21 protein-coding genes are annotated in these 21,786 nt (G+C 32.0%); 8 read left to right on the forward strand and 13 right to left on the reverse strand.

All coding sequences use genetic code 11. The annotated features are described in order from the left end of the window. Positions 1-245 precede the first annotated feature (245 nt). Positions 246-1,478 (reverse strand): NADP-dependent malic enzyme, encoded by a 1,233-nt coding sequence (gene ystJ / locus ACFVR2_RS21010; RefSeq protein WP_387366297.1) that lies wholly within the window; start codon positions 1,476-1,478, stop codon positions 246-248. Positions 1,479-1,615: 137 nt separating this feature from the next. Beyond that, a complete protein-coding gene (dnaE, locus tag ACFVR2_RS21015) occupies positions 1,616-4,960 on the reverse strand; it encodes a DNA polymerase III subunit alpha (RefSeq protein ID WP_387366300.1) in 3,345 nt (1,114 codons plus the stop codon). 178 nt (positions 4,961-5,138) lie between these two features. Between dnaE and ytrH the strand changes: the two genes are divergently transcribed. Then, positions 5,139-5,474, forward strand: coding sequence for a sporulation membrane protein YtrH (ytrH, locus tag ACFVR2_RS21020; RefSeq protein ID WP_056472224.1), 336 nt, complete (start codon positions 5,139-5,141; stop codon positions 5,472-5,474). Next, complete coding sequence (ytrI, locus tag ACFVR2_RS21025) at positions 5,474-5,977, forward strand: sporulation membrane protein YtrI (protein WP_387366303.1); 504 nt, start codon at positions 5,474-5,476, stop codon at positions 5,975-5,977. Before ytrH ends, ytrI begins: the two co-directional genes overlap by 1 nt. Before the next feature lie 49 nt (positions 5,978-6,026). Here the strand turns inward: ytrI and ACFVR2_RS21030 are convergent, their stop codons facing one another. Beyond that, entirely contained in the window at positions 6,027-6,965 is a 939-nt protein-coding gene (locus ACFVR2_RS21030; protein WP_387366862.1) for a DHH family phosphoesterase, read from the reverse strand. Between the two features lie 93 nt (positions 6,966-7,058). Here ACFVR2_RS21030 and ACFVR2_RS21035 point away from each other — a divergent pair, with 93 nt between their 5' ends. Both ACFVR2_RS21035 and ACFVR2_RS21040 read left to right on the forward strand, forming a co-directional pair. Next, positions 7,059-7,349, forward strand: coding sequence for a YtpI family protein (locus tag ACFVR2_RS21035; protein WP_387366306.1), 291 nt, complete (start codon positions 7,059-7,061; stop codon positions 7,347-7,349). Positions 7,350-7,382: 33 nt separating this feature from the next. Further along, positions 7,383-8,408 carry a hypothetical protein gene (locus tag ACFVR2_RS21040; RefSeq protein ID WP_387366309.1) on the forward strand — a complete coding sequence of 342 codons (1,026 nt, stop codon included), beginning with the start codon at positions 7,383-7,385 and terminating at the stop codon, positions 8,406-8,408. A gap of 88 nt (positions 8,409-8,496) precedes the next feature. Here the strand turns inward: ACFVR2_RS21040 and ACFVR2_RS21045 are convergent, their stop codons facing one another. Both ACFVR2_RS21045 and ACFVR2_RS21050 read right to left on the reverse strand, forming a co-directional pair. Further along, positions 8,497-9,813: a DRTGG domain-containing protein gene (locus ACFVR2_RS21045; protein WP_387366312.1), complete on the reverse strand. Its 1,317-nt coding sequence runs from the start codon at positions 9,811-9,813 to the stop codon at positions 8,497-8,499. Positions 9,814-9,943: 130 nt separating this feature from the next. Then, positions 9,944-10,630, reverse strand: a complete 687-nt coding sequence (locus ACFVR2_RS21050) for a metal-dependent hydrolase (protein WP_056472210.1) — start codon at positions 10,628-10,630, stop codon at positions 9,944-9,946. A 190-nt stretch (positions 10,631-10,820) separates the two neighbouring features. Here ACFVR2_RS21050 and ACFVR2_RS21055 point away from each other — a divergent pair, with 190 nt between their 5' ends. Both ACFVR2_RS21055 and ACFVR2_RS21060 read left to right on the forward strand, forming a co-directional pair. Beyond that, positions 10,821-11,915 (forward strand): M24 family metallopeptidase, encoded by a 1,095-nt coding sequence (locus ACFVR2_RS21055; RefSeq protein WP_387366316.1) that lies wholly within the window; start codon positions 10,821-10,823, stop codon positions 11,913-11,915. Between the two features lies 1 nt (position 11,916). After that, positions 11,917-12,450 carry a GNAT family N-acetyltransferase gene (locus ACFVR2_RS21060; RefSeq protein ID WP_387366319.1) on the forward strand — a complete coding sequence of 178 codons (534 nt, stop codon included), beginning with the start codon at positions 11,917-11,919 and terminating at the stop codon, positions 12,448-12,450. A 40-nt stretch (positions 12,451-12,490) separates the two neighbouring features. On the opposite strand, the gene ACFVR2_RS21065 is transcribed toward ACFVR2_RS21060, so the two are convergent. The 3 genes from ACFVR2_RS21065 to ACFVR2_RS21075 form a co-directional block, all read right to left on the reverse strand. Beyond that, the gene (locus ACFVR2_RS21065; RefSeq protein ID WP_387366322.1) at positions 12,491-12,775 is read right to left on the reverse strand and encodes a hypothetical protein; all 285 of its coding nucleotides are present in this window, start codon (positions 12,773-12,775) and stop codon (positions 12,491-12,493) included. A 131-nt stretch (positions 12,776-12,906) separates the two neighbouring features. Continuing rightward, positions 12,907-14,040 (reverse strand): alanine dehydrogenase, encoded by a 1,134-nt coding sequence (gene ald, locus ACFVR2_RS21070; protein ID WP_387366325.1) that lies wholly within the window; start codon positions 14,038-14,040, stop codon positions 12,907-12,909. Between the two features lie 194 nt (positions 14,041-14,234). Continuing rightward, positions 14,235-15,008, reverse strand: coding sequence for an SDR family oxidoreductase (locus ACFVR2_RS21075; protein WP_387366328.1), 774 nt, complete (start codon positions 15,006-15,008; stop codon positions 14,235-14,237). A 371-nt stretch (positions 15,009-15,379) separates the two neighbouring features. On the opposite strand from ACFVR2_RS21075, the gene ACFVR2_RS21080 reads away from it, so the two are divergent. Then, positions 15,380-15,703 (forward strand): hypothetical protein, encoded by a 324-nt coding sequence (locus ACFVR2_RS21080; RefSeq protein ID WP_387366331.1) that lies wholly within the window; start codon positions 15,380-15,382, stop codon positions 15,701-15,703. 45 nt (positions 15,704-15,748) lie between these two features. Here the strand turns inward: ACFVR2_RS21080 and ACFVR2_RS21085 are convergent, their stop codons facing one another. The 5 genes from ACFVR2_RS21085 to ACFVR2_RS21105 form a co-directional block, all read right to left on the reverse strand. After that, positions 15,749-15,937: a hypothetical protein gene (locus ACFVR2_RS21085; protein WP_387366334.1), complete on the reverse strand. Its 189-nt coding sequence runs from the start codon at positions 15,935-15,937 to the stop codon at positions 15,749-15,751. A 173-nt stretch (positions 15,938-16,110) separates the two neighbouring features. Then, positions 16,111-16,962 carry an EcsC family protein gene (locus tag ACFVR2_RS21090; RefSeq protein WP_335410959.1) on the reverse strand — a complete coding sequence of 284 codons (852 nt, stop codon included), beginning with the start codon at positions 16,960-16,962 and terminating at the stop codon, positions 16,111-16,113. 105 nt (positions 16,963-17,067) lie between these two features. Next, on the reverse strand, positions 17,068-18,258 hold the full coding sequence (locus tag ACFVR2_RS21095) for an acetate kinase (protein ID WP_387366338.1): 1,191 nt from the start codon (positions 18,256-18,258) through the stop codon (positions 17,068-17,070). Positions 18,259-18,351: 93 nt separating this feature from the next. Beyond that, positions 18,352-19,341: a class I SAM-dependent methyltransferase gene (locus ACFVR2_RS21100; RefSeq protein ID WP_387366341.1), complete on the reverse strand. Its 990-nt coding sequence runs from the start codon at positions 19,339-19,341 to the stop codon at positions 18,352-18,354. Between the two features lie 309 nt (positions 19,342-19,650). After that, positions 19,651-20,694, reverse strand: a complete 1,044-nt coding sequence (locus ACFVR2_RS21105; RefSeq protein WP_387366344.1) for a phosphatidylglycerol lysyltransferase domain-containing protein — start codon at positions 20,692-20,694, stop codon at positions 19,651-19,653. 165 nt (positions 20,695-20,859) lie between these two features. On the opposite strand from ACFVR2_RS21105, the gene proC reads away from it, so the two are divergent. Beyond that, positions 20,860-21,666, forward strand: a complete 807-nt coding sequence (gene proC / locus ACFVR2_RS21110) for a pyrroline-5-carboxylate reductase (protein WP_387366347.1) — start codon at positions 20,860-20,862, stop codon at positions 21,664-21,666. Positions 21,667-21,786 lie beyond the last annotated feature (120 nt).

A 21,786-nucleotide genomic window follows, 5' to 3' on the forward strand; every position in this document is an offset into this window, starting at 1 on the left:
TTTGTTAACATTTGTCGATAAAATTCAGCTAAATTTCGTCATTTCAACGATTTAAACAACTTGAAATTTGTAGAAAATCTTTAAAAATTAATTTATGCATTTTTATGAAATCCCTTTAATTTCCAACAATCTCTGCGCTTTTTACCACATCTAAGTATTATATCAGATAAAAAAGGATAGTACTACATTACTTAATTTTAGTATTGTAATACTATCCCCATTAATATTGATATCTGGTAATAAAACTATTTAATTAAAGCTAGTTTTTTTGTTTTTTCTTCGATTTCTTTCGGGTCAACATTCAGCCTCGCAACCCCTGTTTCCATTGCAGCTTTTGCCACACTAGCAGCTACTTTTGGAGCTACTCGAGGATCAAATGGTGCTGGAATAATAAAATCTGGTGATAAATCTGCTTCACTTACTAAGCTTGCAATTGCATTTACTGCAGCAATTTTCATCTCTTCATTAATATGTGTAGCACGAACATCTAATGCTCCACGGAAAATTCCTGGGAATGCAAGAACGTTATTTACTTGGTTAGGATAATCACTTCGACCAGTACCAATTACTAGAGCTCCAGCTTCTTTTGCATCTTCAGGCATAATTTCTGGATCTGGATTAGCCATTGCAAAAATAATAGGATTTTCGTTCATTGAACGAACCATTTCTTGTGTTACTGCTCCTTTTACAGATACCCCAATAAATACGTCTGCCCCTTCAAGTACATCTTTAAGGCTACCTTGTAATTTATCTTTATTTGTGTATTTTGCAACTTCATTTTTTACGCTATTCATACCATTTGGACGACCTTCGTAAATCGCGCCTTTAGTATCACACATAATAATTTGGCGAACACCAAAACGATATAATAATTTTAATATTGCAATACCTGCAGCCCCTGCACCATTTAGGACTACTTTAATATCAGCCATATCTTTATTCACTATTTTTAAAGCATTTACTAAACCTGCAAGTGTAACGATAGCCGTTCCATGTTGATCATCATGGAATATTGGAATATTCGTTTCACGCTTTAATCGCTCTTCTATTATAAAGCAGTTTGGAGCTGCAATATCCTCTAAATTTATTCCACCAAATGTAGGTTCTAACAATTTTACTGTTTGAATGATTAGCTCTACATCTTGCGTATTTAAGCAGATAGGAAATGCATCAACACCAGCAAAGCTTTTAAATAGCGCAGCTTTACCTTCCATTACAGGTAATGCAGCCTCTGGTCCAATATTACCTAGTCCAAGAACGGCAGATCCATCCGAAACTACACCAACCATATTACCTTTCATTGTGTATTCATATACTCTGCTTTTTTCTTCGTAAATTTCTTTACACGGCTCGGCAACACCTGGTGAGTATGCTAAACTTAGTTCTTTAGCATTTGTAACTGGCACCTTAGAAACTGTTTCTAATTTACCTTGATGTACTCTATGCATATGTAATGCTTCTTCACTTAATAATGACAAACTATTCACTCTCCCTAATGTTGACGAGTTGACTTTTCAACTGTATATTTCTTAGTGATTTTCTCTTTAAAAGGTAAAATTTTCTTTTTGTATGATATCACATGTATGTTAATAATAAATAGTTTAGAGAAGAATGTCTATTTCTTTAATACAACATTTGCATCTCCTACAATATTTCTTAACATCGAAAGACAATTCACAGAAGGATTCACATAATAGTGTTCAGATAATTGAACAGCTTTTTTATCTTCCTCATAGTAAAGCACAACTTTCGCATGCCCTTTAAACTTAGAGATTGTTTGCTGTATTGTGTAGGAAATATTTTTATTAGTATGTCCCGTAATTTTAATAAATAAAGTATACTTCTTTTGATCGTTTAGTTCTTCCATTTCTTCGATTGTAAGAACTTCATTTATAATTAATTGTTTTCTTTCATCCCGTTCATCAACTTTTGCTTTAACTACGACTACTTCTTTTTCTTTTAGTTTATGACGGTATTTTTCAAAAGTAGATGGAAATACGACAGCATCGATCGAAGTACTTAAATCTTCAACTTGTAAAAATGCCATATGCTGTTGTTTTTTTGTTTTTGTAACCCTTAAATCCTTAATATAGACAAACAATAGATGCTCTGTATCTTTCTTCATCATAATTGATGAAATATTCTCGGCATCACTTTCATTAAGCAACTTCTCGTATTGACTAATTGGATGACCCGATAAATAAGTACCTAAAGCCTGTTTTTCGAGTTCAAGCTTAATTGAAATTTTCATTGGCTCCACTTTAATAATTTCTGGTTTAGGCACAAAATCTTCATCAAGAAATAAATCATATTGATCTTCATTTTCAGGTCTTACTATATCCACGTAATCAAAAATCATATCAATATTTGCTAATAGTGTTGCACGGTCGAGCTCAAACTCATCAAAGCATCCTGAAAAAATTAAATTTTCTATACTTTTACGGTTTAATGCTTTTGGTGAAATTTTAATACACACTTCAAAAAAGTCTTTATATGGCCGCTTTTGTAGAATTTCTCTTACAGTTGCCATTCCTATATTTTTAATAGCTAATAAACTATATCGAATTCCATTTCCTTCAACTACAAATGCATATTGACTTTTATTTATTGAAGGCGGATAGATTGGGATCCCTTTCAATTTTGCTTCACCAATATAATTCGATACTTTTTCTTCACTTCCTATAAAACTCGATAAAAGTGCTGCATAAAATTCAAGAGGAAAATTTGCCTTTAAGTATGCTAGTTGATACGCAATCATACTATACGCAACAGCATGACTCCTATTAAATCCATAGTTAGCAAATTGGACAATTAAATCGTATACTTCATTTGCAACTTGCTCATCATAACCTTTAGCTATTGCACCTTCTACAAAATGAATTCTTTCTTCGTCTAAAACTTCCTTCTTCTTTTTACTTACAGCTCTTCGAAGTAAATCTGCTTCACTTAAAGTAAACCCTGAAAGAGTTGAAGCAATTTGCATGATTTGCTCTTGATATATAATTACACCATATGTTGGTTTTAATATTTTTTCTAAAACTGGATGAGGATACGTAACCTTCTCCAATCCATGCTTATATTGAATAAATCTAGGGATTTGCTCCATTGGACCTGGACGATATAATGCGTTTACAGCCACTATATCTTCAAACTGATTAGGCTGTAATTGCTGTAGCACTCGTCTCATCCCTGATGATTCTAGCTGAAATACACCTGAAGTATCTCCTTTACTAAGAATTTCAAATGTTTTTAGATCTTGTAATGGAATTTCTTCCAAATTAATTACTTCGCCTTTTGCTTCATAAATTAATCGACAGACCTCTTCCAATAAACTTAAGTTACGTAGGCCAAGGAAGTCCATCTTTACTAACCCAAGCTCTTCAAGAATTTCTGCAGGATATTGTGTTAAAAACACTCCATGATTCCCCTCTTGTAACGGAACAACATTTGTTAACGGAAGTTCAGAAATAATAACACCTGCTGCATGGATGCTTGTATGACGAGGTAATCCTTCAACTTGGCAAGCTACCTCAAATATCCGTTTATGAATACCAGAATGTTCAACATGACTTTTAAATGCTTTTGATTGCTCATAGACATCTTTTAATGAATTTCCTAGTGATGATGGAATTAGCTTCGAGTACCGATCTATTTCAGTTGGTGCAAGCCCCATTACCCTGGCAATATCCCGAATAGCTGCTTTTGCTCCTAATGTTCCGAATGTAATAATTTGTGCAACATGCACATCACCATATTTTGAAGCTACATAATCAATCATTTCATCGCGTCGATGATCTGGAAAGTCAATATCAATATCTGGCATAGTAATTCTTTCTTCATTTAAAAACCGTTCAAATAGTAAATTATAATGTATTGGGTCTACATTCGTAATTTTTAATACATAAGCTACTAATGATCCCGCAGCGGAACCACGTCCTGGTCCAACAAATATTCCTTGTTCATGTGCATATTTAATGAAGTCCCAAACAATAAGGAAGTAATCATTAAATCCCATCTTACTGATTGTATTTAACTCAAATTCTAATCTTTGTTTAAGTTCATCATTTATTTCCCCGTACCGCTCAATTATGCCATTTTCGCAAACCATTTTTAAATATTCCAATGTTGAATATTCATCAGGTACTGGATACTTAGGCAATAACGGCTGATGAAAAGGAATCGTTACATTACATATTTCTGAAATATGTATAGTGTTTTGAAATGCTTCTTCTTCATCAGAAAATAGCTTCAATAACTCGGCTTTTGATTTATAATAATATTCGTTCGAATGTAATCTTGGTCTTGATTCGTCCGATAACTTAGTACCATTTTTAACAGAAAATAATGCATCTTGAATAAGTGCATCCTCTTTTTCAATATATCGAATGTCATTTGTAACAACTAAGCCGATGTTTGTTTCTTTTTGTACTTGTTTAATTAATGGATATAGCGAACGATCTTCTGGTAAACTGTGATCTTGAATACTGACAAAAAAGTGTTCGAAGATTGATTGATACTCTTTTAAATGAACAATAGCTCTTTCGATTTCTCCATTTAATAGTAAGTTTTCAATTTCTCCTTCGATTCCTGGCGTAATTGCAATCACGCCACTACTATATGCCGATAACCACTTTTTAGGAATTCCTTCTGGTGATTTTGTCCCTATAATACTTGTAAGTTTTAAAAGGTTTTGATAACCAGTCAAATCTTTCGCTAGTAAAATCATCGGATAAGATTTCTGTTCATCCATTAAGATTGAGAGTTTCACCCCAACAATTGGCTTAATCCCTGCTTTTTTACACGCATGATAAAAAGGAATTACCCCGTACATGACATTTTCATCTGCAATAGCAAGCGCAGGATGTCCTTCTCTAACAGCAGCATTAATTAATTCATCTATTTTACATGCGCTTTGCAATAAACTATAAGAACTTTGAACTTGCAAATGAACAAAACTCATCTACATTCCTCCTTACCATCTTTTCAATATAATCTATTCTATCACAAAATACGAACTTACATTCTATTTTCGTTCGGAGAAATTTAAAACAAATCATTTATTTTCAACTTACTTTAATACTCCATCATACACATAACACTTTGTCCATATATATTAATTATTGAGGGAGTGAGGACAATTGGAGCTTAAGTTGCCATTTATACCAGCATTAATTTCAATGTATTTTATTTCACTTGGAATCATAATAGGCGGATCGATCATTGGTTCAATCGGTTACTACGTAATTGGGCAACCACCACTAAGCAGCATGTATGATTTATCAATGAAATTAAGAATTTGGGCAATTGTTGGGGCGATTGGCGGAACATTTGATACATTTTATAGTTTTGAAAAAGGATTATTTGAAGGAGAAACAATCGAATTCATTAAACAAATTTTCATGATTATAGCCGCCATGGGAGGAACACATACAGGTACAATCATTATCCAATGGTTTACAGGAGAACATGTTTAATGAAAGCTCCACCAGAACAACTTTCCCACGCTTGGGCAAAATTTTTTGTAGGCATTTTTTTTGGATTTATCATTAGTTGGCTTGTTTTTATTTATTTTTATGGAGTGACAGAAGAAGAGCAAGTAAAACAAATATCTGAATTAAAAATGCTCAATAAAGCGTATTTAAGAGATAAAAATATATTTTTTGAAAATATGGAGCGAATGAACAAAGAAAACAAAAGAAAATTAACAGTTCAAGAAATCAAAGTGACTATATTAAATTACAAACAATACAATTTAAATGAATTTACTAATCTTCAACTTGTTAATGATGTAAAGGATGACCTAAGTAATTTACTTACTCAAGATATAAAAAGCGTTTCTCAAAATCGAGAGTTATTAAGACGTGCAATCGAAAACAAAGTTTATATTAAAGATGATCGGCGATTTAAACTTGAAATAGATACAATCTACTTTGATACCGTATTGGAAATTACACTAAAAATAAAAAGCACAAAATAAATGAGAGGCTAGAATTTACGATTAGCCTCTCAAATTTATTTTTTAAACCTTATTTTGCTTCCCTACAAACCTTTTTTAATTCTTCCACTACTTTTTCTGCATCTTCCCATAAGAAGATTTTCGCTCCAGATGCAAGCGGATGTCCACCGCCGTTAAACATAGCAGCTACTCCATTTATAACTGGTCCTTTTGAACGAAGACGAACTCGAATTAAATCCTCTTCTTCTAAAAAGATAACCCAAGCTTTTACCCCTTTTATATGTCCAAGTGAACTTACAGCTAATGAAGCTTGTTCAGAGTTTACATTGTATTCATCCATTAGAGCCTTTGTCATGTTTATATGACCGACTCCCTCTTCCGTTAGTTTAAAATTTTGAAGAACATATCCATTTAAATGAGCCATCTCAATTGATGTTTCGTACATATTGTCATATATTTCATTAATAGAAAAATCCTTTTTTATCAAATTACTAGCTGCATGAAAAGTTCTCTCTGTTGTACTTGGAAATAGGAATCTTCCTGTATCACCAATAATACCAGCATAAATTAGTCTTGCAGCTTTGTCAGTTACGACTAATTGTTCATTACTACTTTCTGCAAGTTCAAAAATTAACTCACTTGTTGAACTAGCAGTAGTATCAACATGCATAATGTCACCGTATGGATCTACGTTCGGATGATGGTCAATTTTAATCAGTTTCTTTCCAGTTGAATATCTAGCGTCATCTACTCGTTCAGTATTTGCAGTGTCACAAACAATGACAAGTGCATCCTTATATACTTCATCTTCAATTTCATCCATTTGATATAAATACTCTAGAGATTGTGGCAAATGGCCTACTACATATACTTTTTTTGCAGGATAACTTGCTTTAATCATCTCTGCTAAACCGCACTGTGAACCGATTGCATCTGGATCTGGTCGAACATGACGATGAATTATTATCGTATCAAATGAATGTATATCTTTTAAAATTTGTTCTTTCAACATTAAACTCTCCTTTATATGAAAACTTTTGAAATATAGTTTCTATGACTGTAAAATAGAATTATGTATTAGTCATTGAAAGGTGGAAGCTAAGTGAATAGCATTGCAACAATCGTAATTATATCTTTTCTATTCTTCTTATTTTACGTTACCAAATTTTTCTTTACAAGCGAACTATTAACAAAAAAAATTGCAGGATCACGTGCAAGATTAACTTTTGGATTATTCTTATTGCTTTACGGTATAAATCAAATTGTAGCAAAGCTTGAATTAATAACAATTTGTGTCGGAATTATTTTCATTCTATTTGGTGTGGCAAATCTATCTCGTGGATACTTACAGAATAAGCATTATAAAGCAATTGAAAATAAACAAACTGTTTAATCTTATAGTAATCTAGAAAGTGAGAAAACTTACATGATGACAGAAGAACTATTTTCATCAAAATTTGATGAACTAGTAGAATTATCACATTCTAGTATTAAACTTCAAAAACTACTTACTTTTGCAGAAGAATTAGAGAATCAAGAGGAATGGGGATATCTATATTATGTAAATATGGAATTAGCAGAAACTGCTTTTTCTATTGGTGAAATAGACTTATTTATTGATACCTTTTTGTGGTGTGTAGATTTATATGATCAAAACGAAGAACGTATCGAGCAAGAGCAAATCCTATGGCTGTACAAATGGTTATTAGAAATAATACCTCAGTCCCTCAGATTCTCTTTAGAAGAAATTCACCATTATTTCGAGGATTTTAAGAATCGTTTAGTGATTGCTAACTATTCTTTAAGACCTTATTTTCAAGCTCTATTTATAATGAACTTATATTTAGATCAAATTGATTACGCAAAACAAAACTATCAACTATTTAAAAAATCTCCAAGGGATCATTTAAGTAATTGTGAAAAATGTGAAATGTATAGTGAAATGATTTATTTACTAAAAACTGATCATCTTCATGAAGCTTTAAATTTACAAAATAAAATAATGAATAGCTCAGTTGATTGTGACGAAGCGATTCACAAATCCTATTCAAAATTACTTCTTCCTTTACTAGAAGAAGGCAAAATAGATGAAGCATTATTCATTCAACAAAAAGCTTATTTTGTAACATATAATCGCACAAAATACATTCCTGAACTAAGTGAGCAAATGATTTTTTTAACTTTTTGTGATCCTGACAGAGCAATTGAATTGTTTTATAAACATGTTGATTTATGTGACAATCTTTCGAATCTATCACATAAATTCGAGTTTTGGGTAGCAGCATTATTTATGGCGAAACAATTGAAAATAAATGAAGATGAATTTATTTATGATTTAGAGAAATTAGAGAAAATTGTATATGACTTAGCAAAAGATTTTGATACTAGAAACGAAAATAATGAATTTGTTAATCGAATTAATAAACTACTTCAAATTAAAAATACGGGATGATTTTTTCATAAACTTCAAAGGCAGGGAATGGTTTCCTGCTTTTTTTATATGTCATTAAAAATGGAAGCCCTAATAAGGCTTCCATTTTTCATCGATCTAATAACTGCATCATCATTAATGCTTTACCTACTAATATTCCTTGCTGAAATACTTCAACATCAACTTTTCCAAACTTACGACCTAATTCTAATACTTTTGGTTTAATTTCAATTACATCATCAATTTGAACTGGCTGTACGAAGTAAATTGTAATATTTTCTACAATTAAGTCCCCTTTTTTCATATCACGAACTGCTCGTTTACCTGCCTCAGTTACAATCGTCGTAAATACGCCATGTGAAAGAGTCCCAATTACATTCGTCATTTGCGGAGTTACATTACATCTAACTGTAAAGTCATCATTTTTTTGATCTTTATTATTATGAAATTGACTCGTAACTATATCATCAATTGTTTCTCCCACTTGAGGTTGACGTTGCAATTGCTGTAGTGCTTCAAGTACATCTTGACGACTTATAATACCGATTAAGTTATTCGATGTATTTACAACTGGTAGCAACTCTATGCCTTCCCAAACCATCATTCTAGCAGCTGCCGCAACCGACATCTTTTCATTTACACTTATTGGTTGTCTAGTCATAACTTTATCAATTCTTTGAGTACGTTGTTCATGTATGATATCCTTTGAAGTTACAATTCCAATTAGCTTACCTCGATCATCAATTACTGGATATCTTCCATGACCTGTGTCTCTATTATGTTCATACCACTTTTCAACTACATCAAAAGGAGATAGTGTAGCTGTTTTTTCAGTTGGAATGAGTATATCCTCAACTAATACTATATCTTTCTTAATTAACTGATCATAAATTGCTCTATTAATTAACGTCGCAACAGTAAACGTATCATAACTAGAAGAAATAATCGGCATTTTCATTTCATCCGCAAGACGTTTTACACTTTCATCTGTATCAAATCCACCTGTTACTAAAACCGCTGATCCTTCTTTTAATGCTAATTCATGCGCTTTCACTCGGTTTCCGACGATTAATAAATTATTTGCACTAATATATCTCATCATCGCATCAAGCTGCATTGCACCAATAACAAACTTATTAAGTGTTTTATGTAATCCTTCTTTACCACCTAAAACTTGTCCATCAACAATATTAACAACTTCGGCAAAAGTTAATTTTTCAATATTTTCTTTTCTTTTCGTTTCAATTCGAATCGTGCCAACACGTTCAATGGTACTAACGAATCCTTTGTTTTCCGCATCTTTAATTGCTCTATATGCAGTACCTTCACTTACACTTAAATCTTTTGCAATTTGTCTTACTGATATTTTATGACCGACCGGTAGTTGTTCAATATGTTCTAGTATTTGATCGTGCTTTGTAGTCAATTACCTCACCAAGCTTTCAATGGTTGTATTAATATTTTTATTAACTATTATATAACAATTCATACCATGAAAAAAAGCACGTTTCAACGTGCTTCTAAAACTGTACTAATATTTTTTCCGATTGCCTATACTACAATAGTGAAATTGTTGTATTTGGCTCATGAATGAAACCATTTTTCTTTGGTAATTTTGCAAGGAACTCATTTGGGTCTACTTGGATTGGTGGAAATGTATTATAATGCATCGGAATTACTTGTTGTGCATTAATCCATTCAGAAGCAATTACTGCATCGTCGATTCCCATTGTAAAATGATTACCAATTGGTAAATATGCTATATCGATATTTTCATACTCACCTAAAGTTTTCATACCTCTGTATAATGCAGTATCACCAGCATGATAAATTGTTTTACCAGCTATTTTTAATAAAACGCCTGATGGTGGTCCTACGTTAATTATTTGTTTATTTTCTTCATCAACAATACTTGAACCATGGATTGCTTCTACTAATTTTAATTTACCAAATGAAAACTCTTTTTCTCCCCCGATATGCATAGGGACAACTTTGACACCTTGCCACGAGATCCAAGTTGCTAATTCCACAGGAGCAATAACAGTTGCATCATTTCGTTTTGCTAGTTCAACTGTGTCACCTAAATGATCGCCATGACCATGTGTTACATAAATATAATTCACTTTAATATTTTCTACTTTTACATTAGTATGTGGATTGCCGTTAATAAATGGGTCAATAATAATTGAATCTTGACCTTGTTCTACTAAAATAACACTGTGCCCAAAATATGTAATTTTCAAATGAAGTCGCTCCTTTATTATAAAATTAGTCTCTACCACATTTTAACAGATTATTTTCTATTACAAAAATAAGAAATAAGTTAACTATTTTACGAAATTCGATAAAAAATGATAAAATAAGAGTGTTATAAACTGTAAAGACTTTTTTTGTTTATTGCAGTAATTTGTTTTTTAAGAAAGGATGTTACAAATGGAACACCGTATACAAAATCTATCAACTTGGTTAAAAGAGCAAGATATTCAACTAGGATTTATTACATCTACTGAGAACGTATTTTATTTAACTAATTTCCATTGTAATCCACATGAGCGTCTTTTAGCTTGTCTTGTATTTCCAAATGAAGAGCCTATCCTTGTCTGTCCACAAATGGAAGTTGGACATGTGCAAAATGCTGGCTGGAAATATGAGGTAATCGGCTTTAATGACAGTCAAGATCCTTGGGCAATGATACAAGAATCATTAGCAAAACGTAATATTACAGTAAATCGTATGGCGATCGAAAAAGAGCATCTTCTTGTTGGCCGCTATGAAAGATTAGTACAACTTTTCCCTGGAGTACAATTCCTTGCAGCTGAAGAAAAATTACATGACTTACGTTTAATTAAAGATAGTGAAGAAATTCGTCGTATGCAAGTTGCTGCTGAAGCGGCTGACACGGCTTGCCAAATTATTGTTGATCGTATTGCTGAAGGCAAAACAGAAATGGATTTAATTGCTGAAATGGAATACGAAATGAAGAAAAAAGGAATTTCTAAAACTTCATTCAGCACTTTAATTTTAACTGGTGCAAACTCAGCGTTACCTCATGGAAATCCAGGTACAAACCCAATTAAAAAAGGTGATTTCGTACTTATGGACTTAGGTTTTATCGTTGATGGATATTGCTCAGATATTACTCGTACAGTAATGTTTGGTCAACCAAATGAACAACAACGAGAAATTTATGAAACCGTTTTAAAAGGTCAACTTGCTGCAATCGAAGTGAGTAAACCAGGTGAGATTTTAGGAAATGTTGATCGCGCTGCTCGTCAAATCATCACAGATGCTGGATATGGAGAATATTTCGTTCACCGTATTGGTCACGGTTTAGGTATTGGTATCCACGATTACCCATCAGTAAATGATTCAAATACTGGTATTATTAAAACTGGTATGTCTTATACAATTGAACCAGGAATCTATGTGCCAAATGTTGGTGGAGTTCGTATTGAAGATGATATCGTTATTACAGAAACTGGTGCAATGACATTAACGAAGTTCCCTAAAGAATTAATCATCCTATAATATGAGTCAAGATGAATTAATAAATATCCGACAAGTACTTCCATCAGATATCCCTATTATGCATAAATGGGAATGTGATGATGAGATTGGTAAGCTTGTAGGAATAGAAAAACCACGTTCTTTAGACGAAATGGTACAAGGCTATGAAAAATATTTTGACGGACTTAAACCTAATCTCCGTTTGTTCACAATCGAATACAATGGTATTTGTGTTGGAAGAATTGAATTAGGAAATCTTGATCAAGAGAATAATCATGCCGCTTTTGGAATCGTAATTGGAGATCAATCAATGCAAAATAAAGGAATTGGATCATTTGCATTAAACTATCTACTAAATTATGCTTTTAATGAATTAAAACTCATAAAAATATATGGTGAAGTATACGAATTTAATATCGCTTCACAAAATTTCCTTACAAAATTAGGCTTTCATTTAGATGGTATATTGCGCAAACATGAGTTTTTTAAAGGCGCTCATCGTGATATGTATCAATATAGCATTTTGAAAGAAGAATATAATATGTTTCAGTTTTAATAAAAAACCCTTTCTTCATTAAATGAAGAAGGGTTTTTTATTAAAACTTTTGAAGGATTGTATGTTGTAACGGAACACCACCCATTGATACATTCCGTTCAATTAGATGATATTGTTTACCATTTATTATAAAAAGTCTATTTCCTCTGTAATCAACTGTTTTACCTTGGCTTTCTAGTTCAGCCTTCACAGCCTTCGCATATTCTTTTAGATCTAAATAACGCTCATCTAAATCTAATGTAATATTTTGATTACGATAACCCATTAGCCAGTTAAACCCAAAAACACCTGCAATCAGAAAAATAAGTATAAAAATAAATTCCAATACTCTCACTCCTTTTTACATAAAATGGAAATTATAATATCATTTTACTATAAATATAAATTGAATGTTATTGGAATTGAGAATAAAACAAAATCCCTTTACCGTCATCGATAAAGGGATTTTATTTTTTATTAGTTTGTAGAAACAGATGTACCTTGTAATAAAGTAGTTGCTTCTTTGTATTCTAAGCCGTGAGCTTCCGCTACTGCTTCGTATGTTACATATCCATCAAGTGTATTAATACCTTTGAATAATGCAGAGTTATCTAAGCAAGCTTTTTGATAACCTTTGTTAGCAATTTGAACTGCATAAGGTACTGTAACATTTGTTAATGCCATTGTAGAAGTACGAGGTACTGCACCAGGCATGTTTGCTACAGCATAGTGTACTACTCCATGCTTCTCATATGTTGGGAAATCATGAGTTGTAATACGATCTGTAGTTTCGAAAATACCACCTTGGTCAATTGCAATATCAACTACAACTGAACCTGGTTCCATTGATTCGATCATTTCTTTTGTTACAAGTTTTGGTGCTTTTGCACCTGGAATTAATACTGCACCGATTACAAGATCAGATTCTTTAACCGCTTCAGCAATATTGTAAGGGTTTGACATTAAAGTCGTAATTTGATGACCAAAAATATCATCTAATTGACGTAAACGATCTGGATTTAAGTCAATCATCGTTACATGAGCACCAAGACCAACAGCTACTTTAGCAGCATTTGTTCCTGCTACACCACCACCAATGATTGTAACATTTCCACGACGTACTCCTGGTACTCCACCTAATAAAATACCTTTTCCGCCTTTATTTTTCTCAAGGAATTGAGCACCGATTTGAGCTGACATACGTCCTGCTACTTCACTCATTGGAGTTAATAACGGTAATGTATTGCCAACTTGTACAGTTTCGTATGCAATTCCTACTACTTTATTATCAATTAAAGCCTTAGTTAATTCAGGCTCTGGAGCTAAATGTAAGTATGTGAATAAAATTAATCCTTCACGGAAATATCCATATTCACTTGGAATTGGTTCTTTAACTTTCATAACCATTTCATTATTCCAAGCCTCTACAGCTGTTTCAACAATTGTTGCGCCAGCATTTACGTATTCTTCATTTGTAAATCCTGAACCTACTCCAGCATTTGTTTCAATGTAAACTGAATGTCCATGTCCAACTAAATTCATTACTCCAGCTGGTGTCATTGCTACACGATTTTCGTTGTTTTTTATTTCTTTTGGTACCCCAATACGCATGTTATTTCCCCCTGAAATATATTTAATTCGTCCCTCTTAGGATGAGCTCTATTTAGTAAAAAATAATACATTTTTATATTAACACAAAACATATGTGCAGAAAATGAAAACGCTTAATTTCATTTAATAAATATTAATTCAGAATCTTTTTTACTATAAATTATGCTTTAAAATTGGAATTGTCCCATGAATTCTCATGATAATGGAATATGTCTGTATTTATTAATGACATCTAAGCCACCAGTGATTTCGAATATATCACCTGTTATAAAATCAGACTCTTCTTTACACAAAAATTGCACCATTCTTGCTATATCCTCTCCAGTACCAGATCTTCCAACTGGTGCAAGACCTTTTCCATCCTTACTTGCTTCAGTTTGACTTGCTTCTTTCATATCACCAAAAATATCTCCTGGACAAATCATATTAGAAGTTATACCGTTTTCAGCTTCCTCATAGGCTATTGTTTTCGTTAATGAAACTAACCCTACTTTTGCTGCGCTGAATGCAGAACGATAAATCCATCCCGAAGCTGAATTGGCACCTTGAAATCCATAATTAATTATACGTCCATATTTCTGCTTTCTCATAATTGGAATAATTTGCTTTAAAAGATAAAACACGCTGTGCAAATTTCCATACAACAAGTAGTCCCACTCTTCATCGGTGTAGTCGGCCAGTTTTTTACGATTAAATAAATACGGACCAGCATTATTGATAAGGCAATCAACCCTACCGAATTTCTCCATCGTTTTAGAGACAATCTCATTAATAAATTGTTTATCGCAGATATCACCTTTTACAAAAAGAACCCGGTCCAAATAATCCTTCCATTCTTCTTTTCGCTCTTTGACAGCTTGTTCATCAGAAAAGTATGTAACAGTTACTGAATAACCTTCGTTTAAAAATGCTTCAGTTACTTTCTTCCCTAACCCCTTCGATCCTGCCGTAATGACAGCATGCCTCATAAAACTCTTCCTTTCAAGTCTAAATAATTTTATATATTTGTGAAAATCATCTAGATAAATCAATCAATTGTATGTATTTGTAAAATCTATTCTCATTAACCTTTTTAATAGGTTATTTAAGCATAAAGCCAATCCTTTAAAAATTATGTCATTATCTTATACATATATCTTTAATTTAGTAAGATTATTTTATTAAAAGATAAGTATGTTTTCTATTATTATGAATTATTTTCCTTTTATTTTAATAATTTTTATTTTTAGATTTTAGGCTATTTACAAACAATCTTTATATCGCAAATCTAGAAATTTAAAAATCAATATGTTTCACATATTTTTTTCAATGTATAATATAGTCAAGAGGTGGAGTAAAAATGTTACAAGATTATTTTTCATACGATGAACGATTAGGTATTTTTCTACCAAGCCTAAAGTTGGATTGGGAAGATTACTCTCGCGATAAGCAACTAATGATTATTACTGAATGGGAATATATCCGTGGTGAAATACCTGATCGAATTAAGCGTTTAGAGTTTTCGATTAATCATAAACAAGAACAATTAAATCATGAATCAGATTTTGCTTTGAGCTGTAAATTTAATTCTGAAATTGCAGAATTAGCATCAATTATTAACGATCTTTGGATTTGGTTTAGAAGTAACCAACAAATGTCGAATGAAACAAAAATACATGGTTAAAAAGCTAACAATAAATTTGTTAGCTTTTTTTTACCTTTATAATACTTATTCATTTTCGCGCTTTTGAATTTGTAAAAGTGTGTCTCCGATTGTTTTTAGTTCTTCTTTAAGTCGGATGGTTTCATTGGCAACTTTTTCGGATGATGTTTCTTTAATTTGCTTGTTTAGTTGGTCAATCACTTTTCGTAACTTCCCGACGGATTGTTCTAGTTGAAAACTTGATGTAGGCTTCATAATTGCCTCCTTGACTGGTTTTCTTTTAGCATACCACATACTCGTTTACAACCAAACGGGTATTCGATTAGCTGAGTGTAAATTACCCAATGGAGGTTCACAGAATCTCGGTTTTCACTCATTCTACACACTAAAAAGCTAACAGTAAATTTGTTAGCTTCTCCAATAATGATTTAATCAGTTGGTTCCTGATTTACCCGTTCAGATAATATACGATATTGATAAAATTTCTTTGTATATTCTAATACGTTTTTTGTAAAAGATTCATTCCATTTTGCCCCTACAGTAACGCCTAATAAAGGAATACCACCTAAAACCCTATTCCGTAATGAATGGATCATTAATAACTTGCACATTTGTAATATGATTGTGTAATAAAAACCTTCCCCCTTAAATTCATTTTCCCAAGTTGCAAATACGTCAGAATCCTCATGCTTTAAAATATCGTTCATTAAATTACTCCAAACAACATATTTTTCAGTTGATGGGAGGATTGCACCTTGTAATACTTTTAAGCTACATTCCATCTCTTTTGGAATACTTACATCATATCCATAACAAAGAGCTATTTCCTGTACCGTTTTAAGATTAATAAATAATAATGCTGGTAAATCGCCAAATAAAGCAAGTTTTGAACTAGTTCCACTTATTCCACCTTGAACACTTGAGACAATTAATGCTTTCGATATTTCTTGCTCAGCTAAGAAATTCAATTGTCTTAATGGTAACTTTCTTAAATCGCTTATTATCTTAATATCACTTCTTAAAATTTGCGCTCGGTTAAGAATATCTAATTTCTTTTCTTGAAACTGTTTTGTTGTTTGTATTAAAGATTGAGTGTGGAAAAAAGCAGTTGAAAAAAATTCATTAAAAGTACTCGAATAACTCTGAGGTATTTTTTGGAGGAGAAAATTAGAAGCATTTTGATACATCAGTTCAAATTTATTTAAATTCTGCTGTTGTTGTTTCTTTTCAATCAAATCGTTGAGTTCAAGCCATAGATTATACTCTTTCATTTGATCCATACTATCACCTCAAATATAAAAAAACGTAGAGCCAAAAAGTGATCTCATTTTAAGAATATGAGTTCATCTATTTTTGTATGCTCTACGTTTATGTTTACTTAAAGATTATTTCATTCCAACTCGTACTACATCTCTTGCGATTACAACTTCTTCATTAGTAGGAATAACGATTACTTTAACTGGAGAGTGATCAAAGCTAATGAAAGCTTCTTTTCCTCTAAAGTTATTTTTACTTGGGTCAAAATAAACACCCATAAATTCAAGACCTTCTAAAACGGCTTGACGAATTTCCGGACCATTTTCACCAATACCAGCAGTGAAAATAATTGCATCTACGCCTTTCATACGAGCAGCGTAAGAACCTAAATATTTGTGAATACGTTCAATAAATACACTTTGAGCGATTATAGCTCGTTTATTACCTTCTTCAGCTGCAGTCTCAATATCACGTAAGTCACTTGAGAATCCAGAGATACCAAGCATACCACTTTGTTTATTTAATACATCAAGTACTTCCTCAGCTGTTTTACCTGTTTTTTCCATAATAAATGGAATTAAAGCTGGGTCTAAGTTACCTGAACGAGTTCCCATTGTTACACCAGCAAGTGGAGTGAATCCCATTGAAGTATCGATTGATTTTCCACCTTCAACTGCAGCAATACTTGCACCATTTCCTAAGTGACATGAAATAAGTCTTAATTCTTCAAGAGGTTTACCAATTAATTCAGCAGCTCTTTCTGTTACATACTTATGAGATGTACCGTGGAATCCATATTTACGAATACCAAATTGTTTATAGTACTCATAAGGTAAGCTATATAAGTAAGACTCTTCAGGCATTGTTTGATGGAATGCAGTATCAAAAACAGCTACTGCAGGAATATTTGGTAATAATTCTTTAAATGCACGAATACCAACTAGGTTAGCAGGGTTATGAAGTGGTGCTAAATCTGAAAGTTGATCAATTTGTTGTTCAACTTCTTCAGTAATTAAAGCAGAATCTGTAAATAATTCTCCACCGTGAACTACACGATGTCCAACACCATGAATTTCATCGAATGAAGAAATAATTCCTAAACCTATTAGCTTTTCAAGAAGCATTTTTACTGCAACAGCATGATCAGCAATATCAGTTACTTCTTTAATTTTTTCCCCGTTTACAGAAATTACAAAAACGCTATCCTTTAGACCGATACGTTCAACTAAACCAATTGTAAGTACTTTTTCGCTAGGCATTTCAATTAATTGAAATTTTAATGACGATGAGCCTGCATTAATAGCAAGAATATTTGCCATGTTTTTACATCTCCTTTAAACATGAAACTGTTATATTTTTTTAGCTGAAATCATTATAACACAAATTAGTTTACGTGTTTAAAAGTTCAATTATTATAAATTTTCTTTAAACCATTCGTTCATTTGAAGCATAATATCTTCAACTGCCTTCATATTCGATAACTTAGGGAAATCAACTAATAAAGCCTCTTTTGGCTTCTTCATATTTTCTGCATTTTTGCGGATTATTAATATACTTTTTTGATGTCTTTCATCCTTAAAGGCAGATACTGGCAACTGTATCAATCCTTGAATAACACCTGTTTCATTAATATAGCTCTGTAATTGCGCAGATTGCTCTGAAGTAAATAAATGATTTGGTACTAGCGAGATGAAAAATCCTCCAGATTTTAAGTAGTTCATACTTTGCTCAATAAATAAATGATGAGCATAAGACACGCCCTCTTTTGCTTTTAAAGTATACTCTTTTGCACGTTCAGCATTTGGATAAAAGCCTATTGGTAGATCACAAACGACAAGATCAACCGGATCTACAAATAAAGGCGCTAAACTGTCTTGATTAAATAGTTCGATCTCATGCCCTAGTAAGTTGCCAATAACAAATGCGATTCTAACAAGAACGTCATCAACATCGATTCCAACAGAATCAGTAAATTTATCCTTTGAAGAATTTAAAATTGTTAATAAAAGATTTCCAGTACCAATTGCTGGATCTAAAATAGTTAAATTTTGTTTACCTTCAGTAAGCTTCCCAACTAAATAAGTAATAATAAAAGCAATACCATCTGGAGTCATTTCATGGGTTGTTTGTACCCCTTGCTTCATACCTTTTAATATCGCTAATTGAAATGCTCTACGAATACTCTCATTATCTTTTGACGCCGATGTAAATTGATGAATTGTATTCATAAGCTGATCTTTTTGTGGCCCATTAATTTCTTCTTGCAAAACTTCCCCTTCAAAGAAATTTTCACCAGTTTCAATTAATGCCTCTAAATAAGAAATTTCTAAATTATCTTTTAAACATTCTGTCGATTCATCTATGTAATTAAATAAAAATTCCACTGAATTCTCTTTTACCATTTTTAATTCCTCACTTTCATTATAGAACAGTCATTGTGTTTCATTATACGTATGGCTTTTAAACGTGTCCACTTTAAAAAATTTCTTCTATTAGAAAGTATTTGGTTTTTTTAATCAATTTTAATCCAGTACTGTTAATTTAATTTTAATTGATGATTGTTTACTTTTATTTAATACAATTTGAACTTTTTATGTAGTTTTAAATTATCAGTACATATTAAAAAAACAAATAAAGACCTCCAATTTTTGAGGTCTTTACTGTGTTGAAATAATTAAGTATATGTAGATCTATTTTTCAAGGTCGTCAGTTTAACTAATTTTTACTTTCTTCTTTTCTAACGGCTTCATAAATCGAGTAATATAGTTCAAAGATTTTGTTCCATGAACTAGGCGATATAAGCTTGTGATAACCGATAGTAATGTATATGGTTTGTATGCTAAGTATTTTGATTCCCATTTATTTGCAAATTTGCTTTTAAAAGTTAATAATCCTTTGAAGTTATAAATTGAGTTACCATATTTAAAGATCATCTTTGCAGATTTTTCGATGATTGATGATTTTGAATCTAGGCCAACATTTGCTAAAGGAGCCATTCCAAGGCTACAGCTTTTAAATCCATTTTCTTTTGCCCAAAACATAATTGAAACAAAAAGCATATCCATCGTTCCATATGGTAATTCTTTTAAATATCTCATTAAATCGATTGTTATATTTTCGCCTTGAATCGGTAATGTCGCAAAAGCAATAACTTGACCATTATTATCTCTTAAGATTCCTATTGGAAAATTTGAAACATAATCAAAATGAAATGAACCAACTGAAAAAGATAGCTCTTCTCTTCCGTTTAGCCATACATCCGAAACTCCTTTTAGCTCTTGAAGTAGACCTATAGAATGTCCAGGCATAGACACTTCAAATTGATATCCTTGTCGAATGAATTTATTCCTTTTTGTTCTAAGTTTTGCTCCTTTTTTACCTGCAATTTCGAAATTTTCTAGTTCAACTATTGCTTCTTCACCTAATTTTAACAATCGATAGCCAGCTTTTTCATATAACAATTTTGAGTTTTCATCTACTTGATAAAAGCACGGAATACATTTTATACTGCTAGAATAATTTTCAAACTCCTTTATTTTTTCAAAAGAAATCTCTCCAATTGGATCACATAGAACAACTAATTTATTCCTCTGTTTACGGTAAACAAATGCAGATTTTTGATCTTCTGAAAGAAATACTTTTTTATCACCAAGTAATCCTAAATGTGTTAATGAAGTTCCACCATATGTTTGAATAAGTTGTTGAATAATCTCAATTGTAGTTTTATGATTTGATTCTTTTAAAATTTGTTTCATAATACCCCCAAAATAAAGAGTCAATTTTCTTTACAATTTCTATTTTACAAAAAATAATTCCTTGTGGATATCCATTCATTATTTTTTTTTAATAATGTATTATTTGGTAATATTTAACCCCTCCTGTATAATTCAATTTATTAAATATAATGGATGTGAGAACAAATGAATAAAAAGATTGGTTTTATTGGTTGCGGTAAAATGGCTCAAGCTATGATTGGAGGGTTAATTGACTCGAATGTAATTGAGAAGCATCAAATTTATGTAAGTGCAAGGTCTAATGAAACACTTGTAAAAGTGAAAGATTTATATAATGTTCAAACATTAAATAGTAATATTGATTTAGCAAAGCAGGTTGATTATTTGTTTTTAGCAGTTAAACCTGATTTATATCCAACTATTATTGAAGAAATTAAAGAAGTTGTTTCAAGTAATACTGTAATCATTACGATTGCCGCTGGTATTACTTTAGAAGGTGTTGAAAAATCATTCGGTAAAGAAGTTAAAATTGTCAGAACGATGCCAAATACACCTTCTTTAGTTAGAGAAGGTATGAGTGCACTTTGTCATAATCAAATAGTTACTCATGATGAGTTAAGCGAAGTAATGGAAATTTTCAATAGCTTTGGAAAATGCGAATTAGTAAATGAAAAATTAATGGATGCGATTCCTGCAGTTAGTGGTTCTTCACCAGCTTATGTTTACTTAATGATCGAAGCTTTAGCAGACGGAGCTGTATTACAAGGGATAAAGCGTGACCAAGCATATAAGTTAGCTGCCCAAGCAGTTTTAGGTGCAGCAAAGATGGTACTTGAAACTGAATTACATCCTGGAGAATTAAAAGACCAAGTTTGCACACCAGGTGGGGCAACAATAGAAGCGATTGCCGAATTAGAAAAACAAGGCTTCCGTTCATCTATTATTTCGGCTATGGAACGTTGTACTGAGAAATCAGAGTCTTTAGGTAAATGATCTTGTAACAGTCTGATCCTTAAGTTTTTTGTACTTTATACACCCTGAGGCATTCATATTTGTGAATGTCTTTTTAATGCAAAAAAACTGCCGAGATCTACTCGACAGCCTTTTACCCTC

This window comes from Gottfriedia sp. NPDC057991 (assembly GCF_042886615.1).
Lineage (GTDB): Bacteria > Bacillota > Bacilli > Bacillales > Bacillaceae_G > Gottfriedia.